At 39.5% G+C, this 23149-nt stretch carries 24 protein-coding genes; 15 read left to right on the plus strand and 9 right to left on the minus strand.

All coding sequences use genetic code 11. The annotated features are described in order from the left end of the window. Window positions 1-18: 18 nt before the first annotated feature. Window positions 19-690: a prepilin peptidase gene (locus IGJ05_RS15770; RefSeq protein WP_081117230.1), complete on the minus strand. Its 672-nt coding sequence runs from the start codon at window positions 688-690 to the stop codon at window positions 19-21. Between the two features lie 125 nt (window positions 691-815). Between IGJ05_RS15770 and IGJ05_RS15775 the strand changes: the two genes are divergently transcribed. Next, window positions 816-1304 (plus strand): Dps family protein, encoded by a 489-nt coding sequence (locus IGJ05_RS15775; RefSeq protein WP_005230382.1) that lies wholly within the window; start codon window positions 816-818, stop codon window positions 1302-1304. Window positions 1305-1345: 41 nt separating this feature from the next. Here the strand turns inward: IGJ05_RS15775 and argH are convergent, their stop codons facing one another. Both argH and IGJ05_RS15785 read right to left on the minus strand, forming a co-directional pair. Continuing rightward, window positions 1346-2725, minus strand: coding sequence for an argininosuccinate lyase (gene argH / locus IGJ05_RS15780; protein ID WP_081117231.1), 1380 nt, complete (start codon window positions 2723-2725; stop codon window positions 1346-1348). 54 nt (window positions 2726-2779) lie between these two features. Next, a complete protein-coding gene (locus tag IGJ05_RS15785) occupies window positions 2780-3994 on the minus strand; it encodes an argininosuccinate synthase (RefSeq protein ID WP_005233014.1) in 1215 nt (404 codons plus the stop codon). 406 nt (window positions 3995-4400) lie between these two features. Between IGJ05_RS15785 and rplM the strand changes: the two genes are divergently transcribed. Together rplM and rpsI are read left to right on the plus strand one after the other, a co-directional pair. Further along, the gene (gene rplM, locus IGJ05_RS15790; RefSeq protein WP_301280258.1) at window positions 4401-4847 is read left to right on the plus strand and encodes a 50S ribosomal protein L13; all 447 of its coding nucleotides are present in this window, start codon (window positions 4401-4403) and stop codon (window positions 4845-4847) included. Between the two features lie 15 nt (window positions 4848-4862). Beyond that, window positions 4863-5255 (plus strand): 30S ribosomal protein S9, encoded by a 393-nt coding sequence (gene rpsI, locus IGJ05_RS15795; protein ID WP_003128901.1) that lies wholly within the window; start codon window positions 4863-4865, stop codon window positions 5253-5255. Between the two features lie 86 nt (window positions 5256-5341). Here rpsI and IGJ05_RS15800 read toward each other — a convergent pair whose 3' ends face one another. The 3 genes from IGJ05_RS15800 to IGJ05_RS15810 form a co-directional block, all read right to left on the minus strand. After that, on the minus strand, window positions 5342-6568 hold the full coding sequence (locus tag IGJ05_RS15800; RefSeq protein WP_010729769.1) for a tyrosine-type recombinase/integrase: 1227 nt from the start codon (window positions 6566-6568) through the stop codon (window positions 5342-5344). A 1103-nt stretch (window positions 6569-7671) separates the two neighbouring features. After that, window positions 7672-8163 (minus strand): AGE family epimerase/isomerase, encoded by a 492-nt coding sequence (locus IGJ05_RS15805; protein ID WP_079997653.1) that lies wholly within the window; start codon window positions 8161-8163, stop codon window positions 7672-7674. Window positions 8164-8565: 402 nt separating this feature from the next. Then, the gene (locus IGJ05_RS15810) at window positions 8566-8697 is read right to left on the minus strand and encodes a hypothetical protein (protein WP_021150757.1); all 132 of its coding nucleotides are present in this window, start codon (window positions 8695-8697) and stop codon (window positions 8566-8568) included. A 149-nt stretch (window positions 8698-8846) separates the two neighbouring features. On the opposite strand from IGJ05_RS15810, the gene IGJ05_RS15815 reads away from it, so the two are divergent. The 12 genes from IGJ05_RS15815 (at window position 8847) to IGJ05_RS15870 (ending at window position 21995) form a co-directional block, all read left to right on the plus strand. Further along, window positions 8847-9788: a glycoside hydrolase family 113 gene (locus tag IGJ05_RS15815; RefSeq protein ID WP_002372634.1), complete on the plus strand. Its 942-nt coding sequence runs from the start codon at window positions 8847-8849 to the stop codon at window positions 9786-9788. Between the two features lie 122 nt (window positions 9789-9910). Continuing rightward, window positions 9911-11221 carry an ABC transporter substrate-binding protein gene (locus IGJ05_RS15820; RefSeq protein ID WP_003128918.1) on the plus strand — a complete coding sequence of 437 codons (1311 nt, stop codon included), beginning with the start codon at window positions 9911-9913 and terminating at the stop codon, window positions 11219-11221. 219 nt (window positions 11222-11440) lie between these two features. After that, a complete protein-coding gene (locus tag IGJ05_RS15825; protein ID WP_002320609.1) occupies window positions 11441-12358 on the plus strand; it encodes a carbohydrate ABC transporter permease in 918 nt (305 codons plus the stop codon). 3 nt (window positions 12359-12361) lie between these two features. Beyond that, window positions 12362-13186, plus strand: coding sequence for a carbohydrate ABC transporter permease (locus IGJ05_RS15830; RefSeq protein WP_002320610.1), 825 nt, complete (start codon window positions 12362-12364; stop codon window positions 13184-13186). Between the two features lie 25 nt (window positions 13187-13211). Then, window positions 13212-13817 (plus strand): hypothetical protein, encoded by a 606-nt coding sequence (locus IGJ05_RS15835; RefSeq protein WP_002320611.1) that lies wholly within the window; start codon window positions 13212-13214, stop codon window positions 13815-13817. Then, complete coding sequence (locus IGJ05_RS15840; RefSeq protein WP_002372637.1) at window positions 13810-16032, plus strand: alpha-galactosidase; 2223 nt, start codon at window positions 13810-13812, stop codon at window positions 16030-16032. The genes IGJ05_RS15835 and IGJ05_RS15840 overlap by 8 nt, the downstream gene beginning before the upstream one ends. 87 nt (window positions 16033-16119) lie before the next feature. Then, a complete protein-coding gene (locus tag IGJ05_RS15845) occupies window positions 16120-16833 on the plus strand; it encodes a GntR family transcriptional regulator (protein ID WP_003128923.1) in 714 nt (237 codons plus the stop codon). Window positions 16834-16963: 130 nt separating this feature from the next. Then, window positions 16964-17848: an ROK family protein gene (locus IGJ05_RS15850; RefSeq protein ID WP_002372641.1), complete on the plus strand. Its 885-nt coding sequence runs from the start codon at window positions 16964-16966 to the stop codon at window positions 17846-17848. Then, window positions 17848-18825 (plus strand): acetylxylan esterase, encoded by a 978-nt coding sequence (locus tag IGJ05_RS15855; protein ID WP_002372643.1) that lies wholly within the window; start codon window positions 17848-17850, stop codon window positions 18823-18825. The genes IGJ05_RS15850 and IGJ05_RS15855 overlap by 1 nt, the downstream gene beginning before the upstream one ends. A 6-nt stretch (window positions 18826-18831) precedes the next feature. Further along, window positions 18832-20220, plus strand: coding sequence for a glycoside hydrolase family 1 protein (locus tag IGJ05_RS15860; RefSeq protein ID WP_002372645.1), 1389 nt, complete (start codon window positions 18832-18834; stop codon window positions 20218-20220). A 553-nt stretch (window positions 20221-20773) separates the two neighbouring features. Further along, on the plus strand, window positions 20774-21220 hold the full coding sequence (locus tag IGJ05_RS15865) for an organic hydroperoxide resistance protein (protein ID WP_002372647.1): 447 nt from the start codon (window positions 20774-20776) through the stop codon (window positions 21218-21220). Window positions 21221-21305: 85 nt separating this feature from the next. Next, window positions 21306-21995, plus strand: coding sequence for a Crp/Fnr family transcriptional regulator (locus tag IGJ05_RS15870; protein ID WP_266166591.1), 690 nt, complete (start codon window positions 21306-21308; stop codon window positions 21993-21995). Between the two features lie 44 nt (window positions 21996-22039). Here IGJ05_RS15870 and IGJ05_RS15875 read toward each other — a convergent pair whose 3' ends face one another. The 3 genes from IGJ05_RS15875 to IGJ05_RS15885 form a co-directional block, all read right to left on the minus strand. Then, on the minus strand, window positions 22040-22231 hold the full coding sequence (locus IGJ05_RS15875) for a helix-turn-helix domain-containing protein (protein WP_002372651.1): 192 nt from the start codon (window positions 22229-22231) through the stop codon (window positions 22040-22042). Window positions 22232-22306: 75 nt separating this feature from the next. After that, window positions 22307-22693: a sigma-70 family RNA polymerase sigma factor gene (locus IGJ05_RS15880; protein WP_033623896.1), complete on the minus strand. Its 387-nt coding sequence runs from the start codon at window positions 22691-22693 to the stop codon at window positions 22307-22309. 58 nt (window positions 22694-22751) lie between these two features. Continuing rightward, a partial coding sequence (locus IGJ05_RS15885) for a hypothetical protein (protein WP_438725357.1) occupies window positions 22752-23149 on the minus strand: 398 nt, incomplete at its 5' end.

Genomic DNA, 23149 nt, shown 5'->3' on the forward strand with positions numbered 1-23149 from the left:
GTCCCGTTTTTCTTCACTTCAAAGAAAAAAACCGTCAAAAGTATGAAACGCTAGGAAGCGAACAGTCAGCAAACCCAGACTCAAGAAGGGGACGAAGGGCAACTGCGCCAATCGTTTCTTCCAGATGCCTTGATAGCTAAAAAAAGCGAGGAGACCGAGACTGCTGGCTACTAGTAAGAGGGCCAAAAGTGTCTTTGGCGCTAGCCAAGTGCCCCAGCCTGCCAGCACTAAGAGATCGCCGCCGCCCATTTTTTCCTGCCAGACAAAAAAGACCAGTGGAACCAGCAAGCCTAAAGACAGCCATTGAAAAGAAGCGCCGCTTCTAAGCTGTGCCAGCGCTAGCAGTAGGTGGGCGGGGTACAGCAGTTGCGGGTAGACGCTATAGTCTATCAAGTCGGTCAAGCTGAGTAAAAAGGCACTGGTCAGCCAGACAAAAGCCAGGAAGCTTTCTGAAGCATGAAAGGCAACCCCGCAAAGTCCGCCATAGCATATGCAAGCGAAGACCCAATAAAGCGGGGATGAAAGCCATCTTGTAGGAAGGAGAAGAAACCAATGGTTATCCGAAACTTTGTTCACTTTCTGGTAGTGAGAACGAGAATCACTTTTTGGTAGATTCCAAAACAGGGTTTGTAAGAGCAAAAGCCAAAAGAAGCCGAGTAAAGCGCCTAAAAAAAACACGAAAATCGTCATTTTTCGTACCCCCTCATAAAGAAATACGTAAGAGAGTGAGAAATTTTCTCAAATAGATGATTTTGTTGTACTTTTTATTTGTTTCGTATTATCCTTAAAATAGATAATTTAGAGGAGGAATCGTTATGAAATTTGAACAAACAAAAGAAGTATTAAACCAACTTGTTGCTGATTTAAGCCAAATGGCTATGGTCGTTCACCAAACACACTGGTACATGCGTGGACCTGGCTTTTTGACATTGCATCCAATGATGGACGAATTCATGGATGATCTAAATGAGCAATTGGATGAAGTTTCTGAACGCTTGATTACATTAGACGGTTCACCATATTCAACTTTGCGTGAAATGGCAGAACACACTCAAATCCCTGATGAAGTCGGCAACTGGGACCGCACGATTCCAGAACGCTTAGCTACATTGGTGGAAGGCTACCGTTACTTAGCGGACTTATACCAAAAAGGGATCGAAGTATCTGGTGAAGAAGGCGACGATCCAACCCAAGATATCTTCATCGGCTTCAAAACAGCCATCGAAAAACGTATTTGGATGATCCAAGCGCACTTAGGCGAAGCGCCATTGATCGATCCAGCGAAATCTCGCGTACGTCATTAATCAACAAAAAAACCAGCGAAGAATTTTCTTCGCTGGTTTTTTTACTTGCTTGTTAATAACGTTTTGGCGGCTTCAATTTGCTGTGCCACTTGATTAAAACCGGTGCCGCCATAGGAATGACGATTTTTGACGGCGGTGTAGGAGTCAAGTTTTTCAAAAATATCGCTGTCGATGGCAGGATGGATCGCTTGGTAGTCTTCCAAGGAAACATCTTGCAGATAGATGCCTTTGGTCAAGCACTCGCTGACGAGTTTGCCGACAATCTCATGTGCTTGTCTGAAAGGCACGCCTTTGCCAGCTAAGTAATCCGCTAATTCTGTTGCGTTGGAAAAATCCTTTTCAGTGGATTCTTGCATCCGTGCTTGATTGACCTTCATCGTTGCGATCATGCCCGTCATGATCTGCAAGCTTTTCGTGATGGTTTCGGCACTGTCAAACATACCTTCTTTGTCTTCTTGGAAATCTTTGTTGTACGCCAGCGGCAAGCCCTTCATGACCGTCAAAAGACCAAAGAGGTTCCCATAGACACGTCCTGTTTTTCCACGGATCAGCTCCGCCATGTCAGGGTTTTTCTTTTGAGGCATGATGGAACTGCCAGTGGAGAAGGTATCGGTCAGTTCCACGAATTGGTACTCGTGGCTGCACCAAAGAATCAGCTCTTCACAAAAACGAGACAGATGCATCATCAATAAAGAGGCGTTGCTTAAAAATTCCAAGATAAAATCACGATCGCTGACCGCATCTAGGCTGTTGCTGTAAATATTGCTGAACCCTAACTCTTGAGCAGTGAAGGCGCGATCGATAGGGAAGGTAGTTCCTGCCAAAGCAGCACTGCCTAAAGGCATCACATCGATGCGGCTCAAACTCTCACTGAAACGCTCTTGGTCACGCGTCAGCATACTGTAATAGGCTAAGAGGTGATGGGCAAAAGAAATCGGCTGTGCATGCTGCAGATGGGTATAACCGGGCATGATGGTGTAGATGTTGGCTTCGGCTTGTAAAACCAGCGCTTCTCGCAACTCAGCGATCAAAGTGATCACCTCTTGCACGACTTCTTTCAAATACAAATGCATATCGGTCGCCACTTGGTCATTACGACTACGGGCAGTATGCAATTTGCCTGCCACTGGTCCAATCAATTCATGCAAGAATGTCTCGATGTTTAAATGGATGTCTTCATTTTCAATCGTGAAGGTCAATTCGCCAGCGGCTAATTGCTGTTGAATCGTGGTCAAGCCGCCAATGATCGCTTCGCCATCGGTTTGACTGATGATGCCCGTATGGACCAGCATTTTGACATGGGCCAAACTGCCAAGAATGTCTTGCTTTGCTAACTTTTGATCAAACGTGATGGAAGCCCCAAAAGCATCGATCCATGCTTCATTTTTCCCATCGAAACGTCCGCCCCATAATTTTGCCATATTCTCACCTCAAAAAAAGATTACGGCTGAAGCGGCAGCTTCAGCCGTGCATACTTAAATCAATGTTTCTGTTAGTTGCTGTTGTGCTTGGATCTCAGCGTGCACTTTGCTTGGCAGTCCCCATAATTTGATGAAGCCGATGGCCGCATGCTGATCAAAGGTATCTGCAGAAGTATACGTTGCTAAGTTTTCATCGTACAAGCTGTTTTCAGATTTCCGTCCTTCACAAATGACATTGCCTTTGAACAATTTCAAACGCACGATCCCGTTGACGTAGACTTGCGTGCTTTTCAGGAAGGTAATCAAGGCTTCCGTCAATGGATTGAACCAAAGACCATCATAGATGACTTGGGCTAATTGCTGCTCGATGATTGGTTTGAAATGCGCCAATTCCCGTACAAAGACCAAATCTTCCAATTCTTTATGAGCCGTCATCAAAGCGATCGCTCCTGGACATTCATAAACTTCCCGTGATTTGATTCCCACCAGACGATTTTCGATATGGTCGATCCGACCAACGCCATGCTCGCCAGCCATTCGGTTTAGTTTCATGATCAATTCTGCTAGATTCATCGTTTCGCCATCAATGGCGGTCGGTACCCCTTGATCAAAAGTGATCTCAACGATCGTTGGTACGTCAGGAGTATCTTCTAATTCTTGCGTGATGGCGTAGGCTCCTTTTGGCGGTGTTGCCCAAGGATCTTCTAAGACGCCGCACTCACAGGCACGTCCCCACAAGTTTTGGTCGATGGAATATGGATTGTCCAAGTCAGCGGGAATCGGCACTCCTTTTTCCGCTGCATAGGCAATTTCTTCTTCTCGGGACCATTTCCATTCCCGAACCGGTGCGATGACTTTCAAGTGAGGCGCTAAAGCAGCGATCGCCACTTCAAACCGAACTTGGTCGTTGCCTTTACCAGTACAGCCGTGGGCGACGGTCGTTGCGCCAGTCGCTAATGCCAACTCCACCAATTTCTTGGCAATCAATGGACGAGACAAAGCGGAAACAAGAGGATAAGAATTTTCATAAAAAGTATTGCCTTGTAAAGCGATCAAAGCAAAATCTTGGGCGAATTCTTCGCGGGCATCGATGGCATAAGATTCAATCGCGCCAACTGCCAAAGCTTTGTCTTTAATGGATTGGGTGTCGCGACCTTCACCGATGTCTAGGCAGCAAGCCACCACATCATATCCTTGGTCCGTTAACCATTTAATTGAAACGGAGGTATCTAATCCTCCAGAATAGGCCAATATTACTTTTTCTTTCATACTTATTAACTCCTTTTCCGCGTGTTTTCAAGTGATTGAAGCTATCTTATCAGAATAAAAATAATAAATCAAGGGTAAAATTAAATATTTATACATAAAAGTGGTGATTATCAGGTTTTTATACTATTATCGATGGTTAAGGAAAAGAAGTGGATGCTCACTTTGTTAATGAAAGTTTATACATAATATTCATTATGGTATTCAGTTTTAGAAACCTGCAACAACAAGTTTCGTTTTTCAGAGAAAATGGCAGAAAACGAATGGAGAAAATTTTCAAAAAGAGGCGGAATTACGTTGACATTAGGCTTTATAGAAGGTATTATGTTATATGGTATTGTTTGCCCCACAAGAGCCCCGGAAACTCAAGTGTATGTCAAACATTCGTGAAATTGAATTGGAGGAAAAAATTGTGCGTACAACATATATGGCCAAACCAGGCGAAGTAGAACGTAAATGGTACGTAGTAGATGCAACAGATGTTCCTATGGGTCGTCTTTCAGCAGTAGTAGCATCTGTCTTACGTGGTAAAAATAAACCAACATTCACACCTCATGTGGATACAGGCGATTTCGTAATCGTCATTAATGCAGAAAAAATCAAATTAACAGGTAACAAAGCAAGCGATAAAATTTATTACCGTCACTCAAACTTCCCAGGAGGATTGAAATCAGTCTCTGCTGGAGAATTACGTGCTAAAAATTCTCGTCGTTTGATCGAAACTTCTGTAAAAGGCATGCTTCCTAAAAACACTTTAGGCCGTAAACAAGGAATGAAACTTCATGTTTATGCTGGCGCTGAACACCCACATGCTGCACAACAACCAGAAGTATTGGACATCACAAACTTAATCTAATAGGAGGGAATTTCATTGGCACAAGCTCAATATATCGGCACTGGCCGTCGTAAAAATGCAGTAGCCCGCGTACGTTTAGTACCAGGTACTGGTAAAATTACTGTTAACAAAAAAGATGTTGAAGAATACATCCCACACGCAGACTTGCGTGAAGTAATCAACCAACCATTCGGCGTTACAGAAACTAAAGGTTCATACGATGTTTTTGTAAACGTAAATGGTGGTGGATACGCTGGACAATCAGGTGCAATCCGTCACGGTATCGCACGCGCATTGTTACAAGTTGATCCTGATTTCCGTTTAGCTCTTAAACGTGCTGGCTTACTTACTCGTGACGCACGTATGGTTGAACGTAAAAAACCAGGTCTTAAGAAAGCTCGTAAAGCATCTCAATTCTCAAAACGTTAATATCCTTTATATATCAACGTTCAAGACGCTTTCCAATTATTTGGAAAGTGTCTTTTTTTTATATTTAGAACACATTCTAGAACACATTAATTAGATTTTTGTAATCCTCGCTGAAACGCTTCGAACACAGCTTTATCAACTAAATCAGGTGTATTCACATAAATTTTTGTAGTTGAAATACCTGAATGTGTCAAAGCGTTAGAAATTTGATTCATATCAGCCCCACCTTGTCTAGCTAAAGTTGCGTAAGTATGTCGAAGTTTATGAGGAGTTAAATGAACCAAATGGGGATGTCTTTTTTTTATAGAATTAATTCGATAATTTAAGTAATCAGTATGGACTGGACAATTTACTTCACCAGAAGGTTTGGAGTAACTAAAAAGATATTGGTCAGGTGTCTGTTTAATTTTCAACTTCAATAGTTGTTCAGCTTGCACTGATTTCCATTCTTGCAATAGTGTCATTACAATTTCCGGAACTTGGATAATAGTATCTTTTCGACCTTTTGTAAATTTCTTTTTTGTGTGTTTATCCAAGGCATATTTAAGACGGACTGTTTGGTTTTCAAAATCAATGTATTTCCATTGCAAAGCATAGGTCTCACTCTTTCTATCCCCAAGATATAAAGTAAGCATAAAAAGAGTGTAATCGTGAAAGGAAAGTAATTGATCATTGAAATCATCTCTTACAGCGTCTAACCAATCAGTGAGTTCTTTCGAAGATAAAGCTTGTTTTCCTTCTCGTATTCTTTTTTCTTCCAGAGCAACTTTCTTAGGTGCAGTAATACTTTGAATTATTTTTGTTGTACGATTAAATTCAATATAATTTAGAACCTCTGCAATATCAAACATGGAACGAACATAGCATTTAATGATTTTTATGTTTGCATATTCCTTCGACTTTTTTGTGAGTTCATCTGATATTATTTCGGTATTTGCATTAAGATAGCTCATGGCATACTCACCAAATATAGGCAGAATATGCAATCGAAATAAATTCTTTGTATTAATGATGGTTATATCGCTTGGAGCTTTATGGGATCTAGTAGTTTGCCCTAACTCATATCTAGGAAGCCATTTAGATTTATAAAACTCCTTGAATTTTATTTGACCTTTGAGCTCTAATGAATTTGCATTCTCCTCTCTTAAGACTTTTGCGATTTTCTTTTTCATTTCATTTTCGGCTTTAATAGCCAATTGCCTAGTTGGAAATGTTTTTTGGAATTTTTCTGAACTGATACCTGTAATTTCTTTAAATTTTTTTGGATATCTCAAATTAGTTTTATATTTTCCATTTGAAAGCTTCGTAGGCAACTTCCTCACTCCTTAATAAAAAAGTAAGGCAGTATATTTCGCTACTTTTAGTATATGCAGTCAAAAGTAAAATTCAAATCTTTTTGAACGTATCCATAAAGCCTTTGATATCTTCTACATCAAAGCGAATTATACCGTCTATTTTTATTACGGGAAAATTATATATACGAATCCATTTATCTAAAGTATTGTTATCAATTCCTAAAAACTCACAGGTTTGTTTTTTGTTTAGATAGACTATTGATTTAATAAAATCATCCCCTTATAAATGAACTAAAATTTTTGAATTGCCTTGGGTAAGCACATAGGAATTTCACCTCTCCCCAGTTTACGGCGAGCCTTACGGAAGTATCATTATCTACTGCTATTGTCATGGCATTTTGTCTTCCCAAAACAAAAAGAAATCTCTAAGTAGTTATCGCTAAATAGGTCATGGCGTACTTGAATTCTTAGCTCGAATAGCAGGGAACGTTATTCAAAAATTATATTTAATTGTCAATGGTCAAAATAGGAATATCATCCTAGTCACTATTAACAACGAAAAACCATATGAAAAGGAAACAAAAATGCTAAAAAAGATTTTAAAATTGGAAAACATATTTAGAAATGAACAATCATATTTTTTTGACAGATTATTTAGTTTTTCATAAACAGGTATGTAAAAATTTAAAATAATAAATTCTGATATTGAAATAAAGATAGAAAATTAAAAGGGATTACCTTTATTTTAATTCAAAAATTATGAAAAATAGGGTGGAGTTGCTGGAGAGAATCAATTAGGTTGTAGTATTAAGGATAACCAAGAGCTAAAGAACCATTTGCGCATATATTTGCATCTAAGCAGAAATTACTAAAATAAACTATCAAAAAGCCAACTGTTCTTTAGTTGGCTTTTTGCGATGTCACTACAATTCGAATGATTCTCTAGAAGTCAGGTCGTCCTGTTTTTCTTACCTAGATAGGCGTGCAATTGTTTCTGTGTACATACGACAGGTATGGTAAGGGGCCTTTCCAAGCGTTGGCGATATCTTCTGTAGAATCTGGTGTCCATCATTGATGAGGTAGGCATACCATTCACTGTTAGATCGAGTATCCACAAAGTTTCATTCTACCATTTCGAAGTGGTGAGTAGCCAATTCATAATAGACCTTACTATTAGTTAATTGATACAGGTTGTAAAAGCCGATGATTGCTTCTGCTAGCGTCCACCAAGTTTTTCGAGTCGAGGTTTGAAGGGTATTTGAATGATCACAAATGATTTTGTTGTTATCGAAGCCTTTGGTAGCTACTTGAGTGCCAAGATTTTCAATAAATTGACTGACTTGCACATCTTTGATACCAGTAACAGTCAAAGTCCGTTGCAATACCCAAATGGTTTCAATGTCATGGCTAAAACTGATTTCTTGGCTTAGAGGACACCAATCAGCATTGAAAAATTGGAGGCAGTTTGCTGGGGTCGCAATCTTATCTGTAAAGACAATGAGTAATCTTTGCAAGGTAGTTTTTACATCGAATGTTGGCGTCGTCATGTAGAAATTTATGTATGCCTCTAAAAAGTGCAAATGGGTATTAGTGGTAAAGTCTAGATCTGGCAAATCGCTGGGTCCGATTGATTGGGAGGGAACGGGCTACCAGTTGTGGGAAAAATCCTCCTGATAACCATTTGTAAGAGGGTCATAAGACTTCTTTTCGAGAAAACTAAAGAGCGTGGTTGCCATTTTTAATGCAGACAGATCATGAAAGTCTAAGTAATACTCGCTAAGAACATAGAGGGCAAAACTATTAGCATAAGTGGTTTTATTGGGATCAGAGAGTATTTCAGTTGCGGTTAGCTCCCAGAAGATCCCCTGGGTTTTCCTGGTCCCAACAGACTTACCGGAAAAATTCATAGGCAGGATTCGCAGCAGTCTTTAGGCTAGCTAAAAAAGACTCAGTTAAGGATTTGTCTTGCAAAATGCGGCAGCAATGACTAAAACTCCATAAATACCGGGCGTTCATCAAGCAGCTCTTATTAGTAGTGGGATCTTATCCCGACGACCGTAAAAACCATCATGAATTAGATCCATCTTACCTTGCCAGAAGGGGATGATTTTTTGAGTGAGCTGCGTGTACAATTTTTTCTTATCCAAAAAAGACCTCCAATTTTATTATATTTACTATATCATATTGTATAAATCATTATAATCAAAAGTATATATTTTTGTTGTTTTTTTCTTCTTCGTCCTTTATAATATAGAATTGAAATCGATTACAAAATAAAACGTGGAGAAGTGAAAAGATGGAAACTATCAATGGGATAACTTTTGGGTTTATGAGCCAACGGGGAGACTGGCAAGATCCAATGAGTCGAGAATCATTACGCATGATGAAAGAAGAGTTAGCTGCAAGTCATGTGATATTACCAATTACTGTCACACAAGCTCATCCTCAGTCTACCAAAATCGATTGGCAAAGTGACAACGTTTTAATAGATGCAGAAGTGAAAGGGATGATCGCTTACGCTCAGGGAATCGGGTTGAAAGTAATCTTGAAACCCATGGTCAATGTGGCAGATGGTACGTGGCGAGCGCACATCAATTTTTTTGATTACGATGTTCCCTGCGAGCCGACTTGGAGCCAATGGTTTGATTCCTATCGTGAATACCTGAATCACTATGCAAAACTCGCTGAAGAGACAGGGTGTGTCATGTTGGTAATCGGCTGTGAATTGGTTAATAGTGATCGACGGGAAGCTCAGTGGCGGGAAACTATTTCCCAGATTCGACAGCATTACAATGGTCTACTAACTTATAATTGTGACAAGTATCAAGAAAATAATCTAACTTGGTGGGATGCTGTAGATGTCATCTCTTCATCAGGCTATTATCCGATTGACAAATGGGAACAAGAATTGGATCGGATTGAACAAGTGGTAAATCACTACCAAAAACCTTTCTTCTTTTGTGAAGTGGGTTGTCCAAGTCGTGAAGGAAGTCAATATCTACCCAATGATTGGAGTTTTTCAGGGGAAGTTAGCATGATAGCGCAATCACGATGGTTTGAAAAGATGTTTACTGCTTGTGACAAGAGAAACTGGATTCAAGGCTTTGGTATTTGGGACTGGAAGGCGCGGTTATATTCGCGAGAGATGGCGCTCAAAGACGACGATTACGGGGTTTACGGTAAACCGGCTGCGGCGATCATTCGAGAATTTTACAAAAGTACAAAACAATATATATAAAAGTATATACTTTGAAATGGGAATGTAGTATTATATTTATGTAATCGTTTTCCATTTCTGACGTAACAGGCCATGAACAGTTTTTGGTAACAGCACTTTATTAATTTATAGGAGGAAGTAACATGAAGAAAAAAATGCTAGGTTCAATGATCGTCTTGGGAGTAGCAGGTTTAGTTCTAGGGGCATGTGGAAACAACAAAGATTCAGCTAATGACAAGGATGGTGGGAAAACTGAGACCATTACCTTCATCAACCACAAAACCGACTGGGAAACCAATGGAAAATGGGATGAATACATGACAAAATTCAATGAGAAGTACCCGGATATCAAAGTAGAAATTCAAACGATTACAGACTATGCTGGCCAAATTAAAACCCGGATGAATAGTGAAGAATATGGGGATGTTTTGATGATTCCAGGAGATATCAAGCCAGAAGATTATGGGAACTTTTTTGAACCACTTGGTAAAAAGGAAGAGCTCAGCAAAGAGTATATGGGTTTAAATGATCGGTCCTATGATGGCACGAGTTATGGCTTACCGTCACAGATGAACGCCACTGGGATGGTGGTCAATCAAAAGGTCTTCAAAGATGCTGGTATTGACGAATTTCCACAAACACCAGAAGATTTTGTAGCAGCATTAAAAACAATCAAAGAAAAAAATACTGATGTGATGCCGCTATATACTAACTATGCGGCTGGTTGGACATTATCAAACTGGGACTTTGTTCGCAGTGGTGCTTCTGGTGATAAAGACTTTACCAATAAGATGACTTCAGACAAAGAGCCATTTGCAGCGGGTAAAGTGATGAATACGATTTATAAAACCCTATACGATGTTAGCAATCAAGGGTTGATTGAGGCTGACCCAACTACATCTGATTGGGAACAATCAAAAGTAGATATGGCTAATGGTAAGATTGGGATCATGGTTTTGGGAAGTTGGGCGGTACCACAAATCAAAGACATCAATGCTGATACTGCTGAGGACATTATCTTCCAACCATTTCCAATGACTGCCGAGGATGGTAAACAATATTTGCCAATTGGAGCAGATTATAACTATGGGATCAACGTTCATAGTAAGCACAAAGAAGCGGCGCGCAAGTTGATCGACTGGTTAGTCAATGAATCAGACTACGCGGAAGAAAACGGGGGCTTGTCAGCAAAAATTGGAGCAGATTATCCAGAATCATTGAAGGCTGCACAAGATGCTGGGGTTGAGTTAATTGAAGAAAATCCAGCACCAGCCGGAAAAGAATCATTGTTTAGTTCAATCAATGACCAATCTGAACTAGGTTTGGGTACGACAGATGCTGAAAAGCAACGAATCATCGATGCAGCAGTTGGTAACTCTAACGAAAGCTTCGAAGCTATTATGAAAGACTTCAATACACGCTGGTCAGATGCGATAGCAGAAGTGGGAGAGTAAAATTTTTTTAGAAGTCACCCTAGCAGTTAGGAAAAGACTTTTGATTGATAGCAAATAAAGTTTTGATTGTAGGCACTAACTTTTGTCTGGCAACTTGTGCCAGGCAAAAGCACAGTGTCGTAAAGAAAACTTATCTTGGTAGTAACTTCTTTTGCAGGAGTACATAGCGATTGCGGACCGTGGTCGATATGAGGGGTTTTAGAATAAGGAGGAGCCAACATGAATAAACAGGGAGAGTTTACCATGAATAAGACGGTGAAAAAATCCCGTTTTAGCCAAAAAACTGAAAAAAGAATCTTGATCTTTACTTTTACCATTATTCCGGTATTTTTATTATTAATGTTATCTTATTATCCTTTAGTGAAGATGTTCCAGTACAGTTTGACAGAGTGGAATGGTTATTCCCCAGACAGTAAATTTGTCGGACTAGATAACTACAAGACAGTCTTAACCAATCCAAAATACTTTACCGTTTTTAAAACCAGCTTGTATTACTTCTTTGCAACTTTTTTGCAATTGGGTGTCGCTTTATTGTTTGCAACGATTTTGTCCTTTAAGGTCAAATTTGCTAATTTTTGGAAGGGGATTTTGTTTTTCCCTTATTTACTAAATGGGGTAGCAATTGGATTTATTTTCTTGTACTTCTTTAAAGGTGATGGAACTTTGGATACAGTGCTATCGGCGCTAGGTTTGGAGAGTCAAATTCGGCTATGGTTAGGAGATCGCTCCATCAATAATATTTCTTTGGCCTTTACTTCCTTGTGGCGTTATACCGGCTTTAACTTTTTGATTTTTTTAGGAGCAATCCAGTCGGTCAATCCAGAAGTTTATGAAGCAGCCGAAATAGATGGGGCTAATCGTTGGGATGAGTTTCGTTATATCATCGTACCGAGTATTCGCAAAATCATCTTCCTAAATCTGATTTTGGGCATAAGCGGCTCCTTGAGTGTCTTTGATATTCCATATATTATGACTGGAGGATCCAACGGCACCATGACCTTTGTAATCCAAACCATCGATACTGCCTTTAAGTATAATAAAGTTGGTTTAGCTTCAGCGATGGCAGTTATTTTACTCGTGATTGTCTTAGTGGTGACGTTGATTCAACGGAAATTTATTAGCGAGAAGGAGGCATAGAAGATGAAAAGACAATTTTCTATCGGACGTATACTTCAATATTTGATTTTGATTATCGGGGCAGTGGTTGCCGTACTACCAATCCTGGTAGTTTTTATTGGCTCTTTCAAATCCAATAATGAATTTTTGTCTACCAGTGTCTTGTCGCTACCAAAGTCATTGGACTTTAGTAATTACAAAACTGCGTTTATCAATGGTCAGATGTTGACAGGTTTTAAAAATACGTTGCTTATTTTTTCAATTAGTATGGTAGGTAAGCTTTTGTTAGGCTCGATGTTTGCCTATGTTATGAGCCGTTTTGATTTTAAACTGAAAAAGCCGATTATGGCTTTGTTTATGATGGCAATGTTGATTCCTGGCATTACTAGTCAAGTAGCGACGTTCCAAATCATTGAAGGAATTGGCTTGTTCAACACGATTTGGTCAGTTATTTTACTAAATTTGGGAACAGATGTGATTTCCATCTATGTTTTTTTGCAATACTTAGATGAAATCCCAGTCTCTCTAGACGAATCGGCCTATTTGGACGGGGCCAACTATTTTGGTATCTTTTGGCGGATTATTTTACCGAACTTAAAGGCACCTATTGTCACTATGCTAATCATCAGCGGTGTGGGTGTTTACAATGATTTCTATAATCCATTCTTGTATATGCCCGATCGTAAACTAAAAGTGATCTCCACGGCACTCTTTGCATTCAAAGGCCCTTATGGAACCAACTGGCCAGTGATCTTAGCCGGGGTAATTATTGTTATTTTACCGATTTTGGTTGTCTTCTTGGCTTTGCAAAAATACATTTACAATGGTGTTGCTGGTTCTGTGAAATAAGCTTACCGGAAAAGGAGGGTTACTGGTGACCGAGAAGTCCAGTAAATTAGTAGTTGCAGTGGAATTACTCTATGTCCTAGTAAAGTGTTCCTTGCATTTTTGGGGCTGGTTAGTCACTGGTGGCTTTATTTATGGCTGGGTTAGTAGCCATAAAAAGTTAGTTTTTTGTGTCGACCATCCAGAAGCCTTACAAGAAAAGCTCTGTCGACTAACCAAGAAGCTACCACCTACGAAACTGTGCGAAAAAGTGCTATCTGTGGGCGTATTTTTGTCCTTGGCGATCTTTTTATCTGGTGCGTGGCTCGGTAGCACTTCACTAGGCTTGTTTTTTAAAGTTACTGGGGGATTATCTTTGCTTCTTTTCTTACTCTATAATGCACACTGGGTCTTGGGAACAGCGACGTATGACGAAATGAAGGAAGCTCCTGTTGCTATTGGGTATCAGCTATTACTTCAGACATTACGACCCAGTTTGCTAAATGGCTTCATCTTGGGGACCTATGCCTTTTGGATCCTATTATTGCTGGTCAGTCCCTTGCTGTTTTTCTTGGTGGCTCCTGGCGGAGTGGCCTATTTACTGAAAAAAGGCTCGCAAAAATTTCGTGAAATGGAAGGAATAAATCATGATTAGTGTCAATCCTGAAAGAAGAGAGTTTCACCTAAAAAATCAGAACATTAGTTATATTTTTCGGGTAATGGAAGAGTTAGACGTCTTGGAACAACTCTATTTTGGAAGTAGTATTCCTATTTATGATCAATATGATTTTTTGATTGAAAGAGAAATACGTCCCGCTAACAACCAAATCAAGCAAAACTACACTACTTCGTTGGAACATATCAAACAAGAAGTGGGCCTCTATGGTACCACTGATTTTCGCTATCCCATGCTACGGGTACGCTATCCAAAAGGAGATCGTATTAGTCACTTTACCTATCAACACTATCGGATTGAATTAGGAAAACAGGCACTTTCTGGCTTGCCTGGCAGTTTTGGTGAAGCGGGGGAGACTTTAATTATCACCTTGCAAGATCGTTATTCACCTTTGCAAGTCGAGCTTTACTATACCTTGTTTGGTGAAGAATCTGTAGTGACCAGACAAATGAAGATCATCAATCCTAGTGAGACGACCTTTGAGTTATTGGACTGTCTGAGTTTTAATCTGGATCTTCCAAATCAGCACTATGATTGGCTACACTTGGATGGAGCTTGGGCGAGAGAAACCCAGATTAGTAGAAATTCCATTGCTTATGGTGTGCAAGAAGTCGCCAGTACTCGTGGAGCCAGCAGTCATGTCCACAATCCTTTTATGGCTGTTTGTGAGTCCAATGCGACGGAAGAACAAGGAAAGGTCTATGGCTTTAGCTTAATTTATAGTGGCAATTTTGTGGCACGTTTGCAGCTGGATACTTATGACATTTTGCGAATTCAAATGGGTATCAATCCTTTTGAATTTGCTTGGCAATTAACTCCAAAAAGCACATTTTTGACACCGGAAGCAGTACTGGTGTATAGTGAGGCCGGTTTTAATGGTATGAGTCAAAGCTTCCATCATTTTTTCCAAGAGCACTTGATATCACCTCGCTGGTCTCATAAGCAACGACCTGTTTTAATCAACAATTGGGAAGCCACTTATTTTGATTTTGACAGTGAGAAATTATTACAAATCGCTGAAAAAGCAGCAGCAATCGGTGTGGATCTGTTTGTGTTGGATGACGGCTGGTTTGGTACTCGGAATAGTGATAACGGCTCTTTAGGTAATTGGCAGGTGCAGCTAGCCAAAATACCAGAGGGGATCTCTGCCTTTGCGACGAAAATCAATCAATTAGGTTTGGAATTTGGGCTGTGGTTTGAACCCGAAATGATTTCTACGGATACACCCTTGTATGAGATGCACCCTGAGTGGGTAATTGGTAATTCTGAGAAGCAAATCTCTCATGGACGGAATCAGTTTGTCTTGGATTTTAGCAACCCAGAAGTGGTGGAGACAATTTTCCAGCAAATCGATTGCGTTCTTGCTTGTGGCAAAATTACATACCTGAAATGGGATATGAATCGTTATATTTCAGAACCATTTTCCAATTACCTCGCCGATGGTAATCAAGGAGAGTTGTTCCATCGCTACATTTTAGGTGTTTATGACCTGTATGAAAAAATCTTAGCAAAATACCCCGATTTGTTGATTGAATCCTGCGCTGGTGGCGGTGGCCGTTTTGATCCTGGGTTACTCTACTATGCACCCCAGACTTGGGCCAGTGATGATACTGATGGGGTCGAACGCTTGAAAATTCAATACGGGGCTTCGATGGTTTACCCATTAGCTAGTATCGGTAGTCATTTGTCACAGATTCCCAATCATCAAGTAGGGCGTTCGCCAGGACTGACTTTTCGTAATCAGGTAGCGATGTTTGGTACTTATGGTTTGGAGTTGGATATTACGAGGATGTCAGATGTAGAGCTACAACAGGTAAAAGCAGCGATTGCCACCTTTAAAGAATACCGAGAATTGATCCACGAGGGGCGTTTTTATCGTCTCAATAGTCCTTTTGATAATACCCAGTGTAGTTGGATGGTAGTTTCAAAAGATTTGAGTGAAGCTTTGGTGGCGGATTATCAAGTGTTGGGTAAACCGAATCCGGCTTATCGTCGTTTATTATTGGCCGGTTTAGATTTGGAAGCTAATTATCAAATCAATCAACTGCCACAATTACGTTCCGGTAAGGATCTTTCTAGCATTGGCTTGATTATGGGTGGTAACTATGTCGGTCGAGCAAAAGACTATTGGTCCCGTCAATTGCCGGGGGATTATGCGTCTCAACTGTATCATTTACGACGAGTAGATAAATAATTTCAAAAGGACAGTGGCTGGCTATTTCCATTCGGTAGCAGATAGGATAAGATATTAGGATAAGCCATAAGTGGAGGTAACATGACGATGAAAAAATATATCCTTATTTCCAGTGATATCCGTAAGAAGATACTGGAAGGTGTATATCAAGCAAATCAACAAATTCCCTTCGAAAAAGATCTTTGTGTGGAATATGACGCTAGTAAGATGACGGTGAAAAAGGCCTTAGATATGTTAGTGTCAGAGGGATTGATTATCAAACGTCGTGGATCCGGTACTTTTGTCAAGGATTTGGCGACCGATGAAATAGAACGAATTGCGGTGGCTAATCAGTTTCGTGGGACGACTGCTCTCAATCCAGGAAAAGAAGTTAAAAGTAAAGTTTTGGAGTTTAAGGTAATAGAAGCGGATAACTTGGTAAAAAATAAATTAAATATGCAGGAAGATACTTTCGTGTATGATATTTATCGGGTGCGTCACATTGATGGCAAGCCGTTGGTTATGGAAAAAATGTACATGCCTATCGATTTGATTCCTGGTTTGAAAAAAGCCAATATTGAAGGGTCCATTTATGAATATATTGAAGAAGATCTCGGTTTGAAAATCCAAAGTGGGCATCGACGCGTCAGTGTCCGAAAGGCGACTGAAATCGAACAACAGTATCTAGAATTGGATTCGGGAGATCCGGTGGCAGTGGCAGAGCAAATTGCTTATTTTGATACAGGCATCGCTTTTGAGTACTCCATTTCAGTTCATCGTTATGATAGTTTTTCGGTGGAGTTTGTCTTAACGAGAGAATAAGTAAGCGGAAAAATCCTCTTTCCGCTTTTTATTTTGATTTTCAAATTTTAAAAGTATATACCTAAAAATAAATAACTACTTACAATGAAAATTAGTGTAGGTAAGTAGACTGAGAAAGTAGGGGGAATTCTTGAGTATTTTAGCAATTGATATTGGGGGTACGAGTATCAAATATGCTCTGTGGGCAGCAGAAGCCTTGACCGAAAAAGGTTCCTTTGTGACACCCGTGACTTGGGAGCAAATGAAGATGGACCTAAAAGCCACTTTGCATAATTTAACCAGTTGTAGTCAGACACCGATTGAAGCGGTGTCGATCAGTGTACCCGGAGCAGTGGACAGTGATCAGGGGATTATCGGGGGCTACAGTGCGATCCCCTATATTCATAAAATTCATTTTGTTGCAGAATTAGAGGAGTTATTGGAAAAACCTGTCTTTGTGGAAAATGATGCCAATTGTGCAGGGTTAGCAGAAGCCTTTTATGGTGCTGCCAAAGATGCCAAAAGTTCAGTTTCTTTCATCATTGGATCGGGAATCGGTGGAGCCGTGGTGTTGGAGCGGAAACTAGTCAAGGGGCATAACTTATTTGGAGGCGAATTTGGCTACATGTTGGCGGAAAATGGACAAACGTTAAGTGAGTTAGCCAGCCCTGTTCATGCTGCAAAGCGCTATTGCGAACAGAAAGGTTTGGTATCAGGTATTACAGGTCGAGAACTATTTGATATTGCTGACACTGGAGATCAATTGGCTCAACAAGAAGTTCAACAATTGTTCCGAGCCTTGGCGATTGGTATTTATAATGTTTGCTTGGTCATCGATCCTGAAGTAGTCTGTATCGGTGGTGGCATATCAATGCGCAAAGATCTATTGGCTCCGGTAAAAGCCCAATTATGTTTGTTACAACAACATCATCATTCAGAGGACCAACGAATTACTGTGAAGATTTGTCAGTTTCAACAAGATGCTAATCTGATAGGAGCAGTGGCAAACTATCACTTACGAAAGGAGCAAGTTTAATGTATGCAATAGATGCAAAAAAAAGGTGGCAAAACTATCAAGGGAGTCAGCGAAAGCCTGCTGATTTTGAAGCTTTTTGGCAGGCAGGGTTTCAAGAGGTAGATGATTTGGGGACAGACTATCATTTAGAGCCTCATCCCTTGAATTCTTCAGTAGCAGAAGCATTTGATTTAACTTTTACAGGTGTTCAAGGAGCCACCGTCCATTGTCAACTCATTCGGCCTAAACGTCTGCAAAAAAAGTCTCCCCTCTTGCTTCAATTTCATGGGTATCACTCAGATGCTGGGGATTGGTCAGACAAGGTCGCTATGGCTGCTGAAGGCTTTTGGGTAGTGGCACTCGATGTTAGAGGACAAGGTGGTTTGTCAGAAGATGTGGGATTGACCACGAAAACCAGTCTGAAAGGGCATATAATCCGGGGAGTGGAGTCTGGACCAAATGATTTATTTTATCGAAGTGTGTTTCTCGATATTTACCAGTTGACTCGGCTAATGGTAGCAGAACCCCAAGTGGATACCAGCCAACTGTATACCTATGGTGCGTCACAAGGAGGAGCTTTGGCGTTGATTTGTGCGGCTGTTGCTCCGGAAATCAAGGAATCTTTTGTTTGTTATCCGTTCCTAAGTGATTATCGCGAAGCTTATCGCTTAGATGTAGAAAACTCCGCCTATGAAGAGTTGGCTTATTGGTTTCGCTTTAAAGACCCCTTGCACCAACGAGAAGAAGCTTTCTTTGAAACATTGGATTACATTGATTTGCAATACTTTGCTCCTTGGATCAAAGGGAAGGTGCATTGGGCAATTGGCCTTGCAGATACAGTCTGTCCACCGAAAACCCAGTTTGCTGTGTACAATCAGCTAAGTAGCGCAGCTGACAAAGAAATGCTATTTTATCCAGAGTATGGCCATGAATACTTGCCAAAATTTGGCGATCATATGCGGCAGTGTTTAGCCGACGTTTTGAGAGAAAAGGAGTAGAATGCTATGTTGACATTTCCAAAAGATTTCTGGTGGGGTGCAGCCACATCTGGTCCCCAATCAGAAGGCCGTTTTCAAAAGAAACATGCCAATATGTTTGATCATTGGTACGATATTGAACCTGAAGTTTTTTATGACCGAGTGGGGCCAGATATGGCTTCGAACTTTTACAATAGCTACCGAGAAGATATCGCATTGATGAAGCAAACGGGATTGAATTCCCTTCGCACCTCGATTCAATGGACCCGTCTCATCAAGGATTTGGAAACCAATGAAGTGGATCCAGTGGGTGTTGCTTTTTACAATAATGTGATTGATGAGTTCCTCTCTCAAGGTATCCGACCGATTTTTAACCTCCATCATTTTGATTTGCCAGTGGAGCTTTACCATAAATATGGCGGTTGGGAATCGAAGAAAGTTGTCGATTTGTTTGTGGGATTTGCTGAACAATGTTTTGCTTTGTTTGGTGACCGTGTGAAAGACTGGGTGACCCACAATGAGCCGATGGTGGTAGTAGATGGGGAGTACTTGTTCCAATTTCATTATCCAAAATTGGTGGATGGCAAGAAAGCAGTACAAGTGGCATACAATTTAAATCTCGCTTCCGCTAAGGTCATGGCGAAGTTTCGCGAAATGGGTCAACCACAAGCTGGTGGCCGGATTGGTACCGTGTTAAACTTGACGCCAACTTACGCAGCTTCAGATGCTGAAGCAGATCAAGAGGCAGCCCGAATTGCCGAACTGTGGAACAATAAAATGTTTCTCGACCCAGCCATCAAAGGGGAATTTCCTGTGGAATTGCTAGAATTGCTGACTAAGGATGGGGTATTGTGGCAGTCAACTGCTGATGAGTTGGCTTTGATTAAGGAAAATACTGTTGATTTTATCGGAGTGAATTTCTATCATCCAAACCGGGTCAAGACACCTGACATTGCTCCAAATTCAGTGGGTGCCTGGATGCCTGATCGTTATTATGATGCATATCAAATGCCTGGCCGTCGCATGAATATTGACAAAGGTTGGGAAATCTATCCCAAAGCAGTGTATGACATTGCCATCAATATTCGCGATAATTATGGCAATCTACCTTGGTTTGTTTCTGAAAATGGCATGGGGGTTTCTCGGGAAGAACGCTTTATGGATGAAAAAGGGCAAATTCTAGACGATTACCGCATAGAATTTATCAAAGAGCATCTCCAATGGTTGCATAAAGGGATTGAAGAAGGTTCCAACTGCTTTGGCTACCATCTATGGACTCCTATCGATTGCTGGTCCTGGAGCAATGCCTACCGTAACCGCTACGGCTTAATCGCTAATGATATTCACACTCAGATTAAGACGATTAAGAAATCTGGGGAATGGTTTAAGACATTGGCGGAGAATAATGGTTTTTAAGAAGATTTAGGAGGGAGGAGTGAATTTGTTTTCAAAAACTCCTTTGTGTTGGAGTAAATGGAAAATCTGAACGAACAATAGGGTTTATTGATGAAAAGTCATTCTAGTTTCTTCAGTGCTTTGTCAAATGGTGTTGTTTTGACCAAATCACACTTTAGGAAATGCTTTGGCATTTCCTTTTTTGATGTACCCTGCACGGGTAGCAACTTTGTAGCTGATGGAATCTGAAGGAAACCTAAAGCAAAAAATTATATCATAGTTCATCCATTTTATAACTAAATCAAATATCATTCGAATTCAAGGAACAGTGGATGTGTTTATTGCGATAGGTGGTTCTTTTGGAGGCGCAATAATAGCTTTGTTAATATTTATTTACCTTAACAAAAAGACCAATAAACATAGCTAATAAAGTTCAAGTAAAGAGATATACTGCATCCAACGATATTTTTTCATAAAGTTATTCTTAACTTTATGATTCTTGATTTAGATCAATGCCAACACCAACTTTATTTCCTAAAATAGGACCATAAAAGTGAAAAGGAGTGACTTCAATATGTCAGATTACAAAAAAATTTACGAAACAACAGCGACTAATACCGGTGGCCGTGATGGAGTGAGCTATTTAAATGATGGATCATTTGAAGTGAAGATTTCTACACCTAAAGAAATGGGAGGATCTGGGAGTGGAGTAAACCCAGAACAATTATTTGCTTTAGGATACAGTGCTTGTTTTCACGGGGCATTAGAAATTGTTAAGGGTCAACGTAAAATTCATCAATCTTCACAAGTTACACATACAGTAAAATTATACAAAAAGCCAGACGATGTGGACTTTAAATTAAGTGCTGAGATTCAAGTTGCAATTCAAGATTTAGATTTAGAAGAAGTTCAAAAAATTGCTGAAGAAGCGCATAAAGTTTGTCCATATTCTAAAGCAGTAAAGGATTCCATTGAAGTTTCAGTACGCGCTGTTCTTTATGATGCAGATAAAGAAAAATAAGTATAGAAAATCGTTCACTGATGATATTACATGAGTGAACGTTTTTTTATGCTATACTAACCACAAAAAGAGGAGTAGTAAGAACATGATTGATTTCACAAAATATGATCATTGTATAAGTACAATGCCTTTATTTCAGGGATTGTCCCTCACTGAAATTCAATTTATCCAAAGTGATATTACAGAACAAGCTTTTTCTGCAGGACAGTTTATCTATCAAGCAGAAGATATACTTGAATCTCTTTATCTTATTCAAGAAGGAAAAGTAAAAGTTTATCGCTTAGGTTCTTCAGGTAAAGAACAGGTGATTCGTATTTTAGAACAGGGTGATTTTGTGGGCGAGCTGGCATTATTTGAAGAACAACATTATGGATGCTTTATAGAAGCAATATCACCAACTAAAGTATGTACCATTCAAAAGGACAACTTTAAGCGGATTTTACTATCGCATCCCCAAATAGCTCTAGAACTTTTATCAGAAATGGCGAGACGTCTTGATAATACAGAACGATTAACTGCAGGAATCATGACTGAAAGAGCAGAAACACGCTTAATTCAGTATTTGTTAGAAGAAAATATAAAGCAAAATACAGAGCAGATAAAATTGGAAACTACGAAAAAAGAACTTGCTTCTTATTTAGGGATGACTCCAGAAACACTTAGTAGATATTTAACAAAACTCACTAGGAATAATCTAATAAAGCAGCCAATTCCTAATATAATCGAGTTAACAAATGTAACTGAATTGAAAAATTTAATGGATAAGGTGAGGTAGATAAGAAGAAAGGGAGAAGCAAAATGCATCTCCCCAAAATGAGCTTATTCCTTGATTTCAAATTTTGAAATTGCTAGATAGACTGCAATCATACATTCTTGATAACAATCTTGATCGTATTTTCCGTTTCTCCACGATTTTTTGTGCATCAACGAGCTGAATCTTTTAAGAATGGCTTCAATGGCTTCTTCATTTCCAGCTTTTGCTAAAATAAAATCTTCTTTCAGTGTATTCATAGACCATCTTCCTTTCCATAAATTTAAATATTATTTATGGGAGGTGGTCGTATTAAAAGTGAAATCGAGTAAGTTTTAAATAAGCAATTCTTGGAATTTTTTATAAAGACGGTGCTTTAGGTTAGTAGTCCCTTGTCTTGTAATACCTAAAGATTCTCCAATCTCTTTATCTGTCTTCTCAAAAATAAATTTTTCAACAAGAAATATCTGTTCTTTTTCTTTTAATAAAGGAATAATCTCAGCTAATTGAGCATCTTCAACTAGAAAAGTTACATTTAAAATGGTAACAGGTTGCTTGATTTTGATTTTATTTTCAGTAAAGAAATGTTGAGGGAATTGATCGAATTGTTCGTGGTCACTTATTTTTTTCTGCTTTTTAAAATAGGAATTTGCAGTATTCTCAATGACCTTTTCAAAAAAACGAATAAGTTGGGCATTCACGCGTTCATCATTTTCTGACATCCTACTCACTTCTTCCAATAAAATTTAAAAGGAGAAGGAACAGAAAGCGTGAAAGAAGCTAATGCAATCTATACTGCCAATAACCTCTATAAGCTCTTTCTACATTGATGCTACTATCAATGTTTATTCTGGGAAGAATATTATGAGTTAAGTTTTCGTAGGAAATGCTTAATCCATGATCATTAGTTAAAATTTTGAAGATTTCTTTATTTGATAGTGGGCGGCCGGCACCCTTTAAAATTGAAGCAATGGTTAAACTGATAGTCGAGTATGCAATCGATTGTTTATTCTTATTGGTTCGTTCACTAATATATAGTTGATGTTGTGCCTCTTTAGAGATGGTCGCTGATGATTTCCTAGCAAAATCTTTATTTTTGTTTGAATTTTCGTGTGATTCCATACTATCTAAGGTAAAAAGTCGAGATTTTAACTCATAATAATCTTTACTAAGGTTCC

This window comes from Enterococcus sp. AZ167 (assembly GCF_051714025.1).
Taxonomy (GTDB): Bacteria; Bacillota; Bacilli; order Lactobacillales; family Enterococcaceae; genus Enterococcus_D; species Enterococcus_D casseliflavus.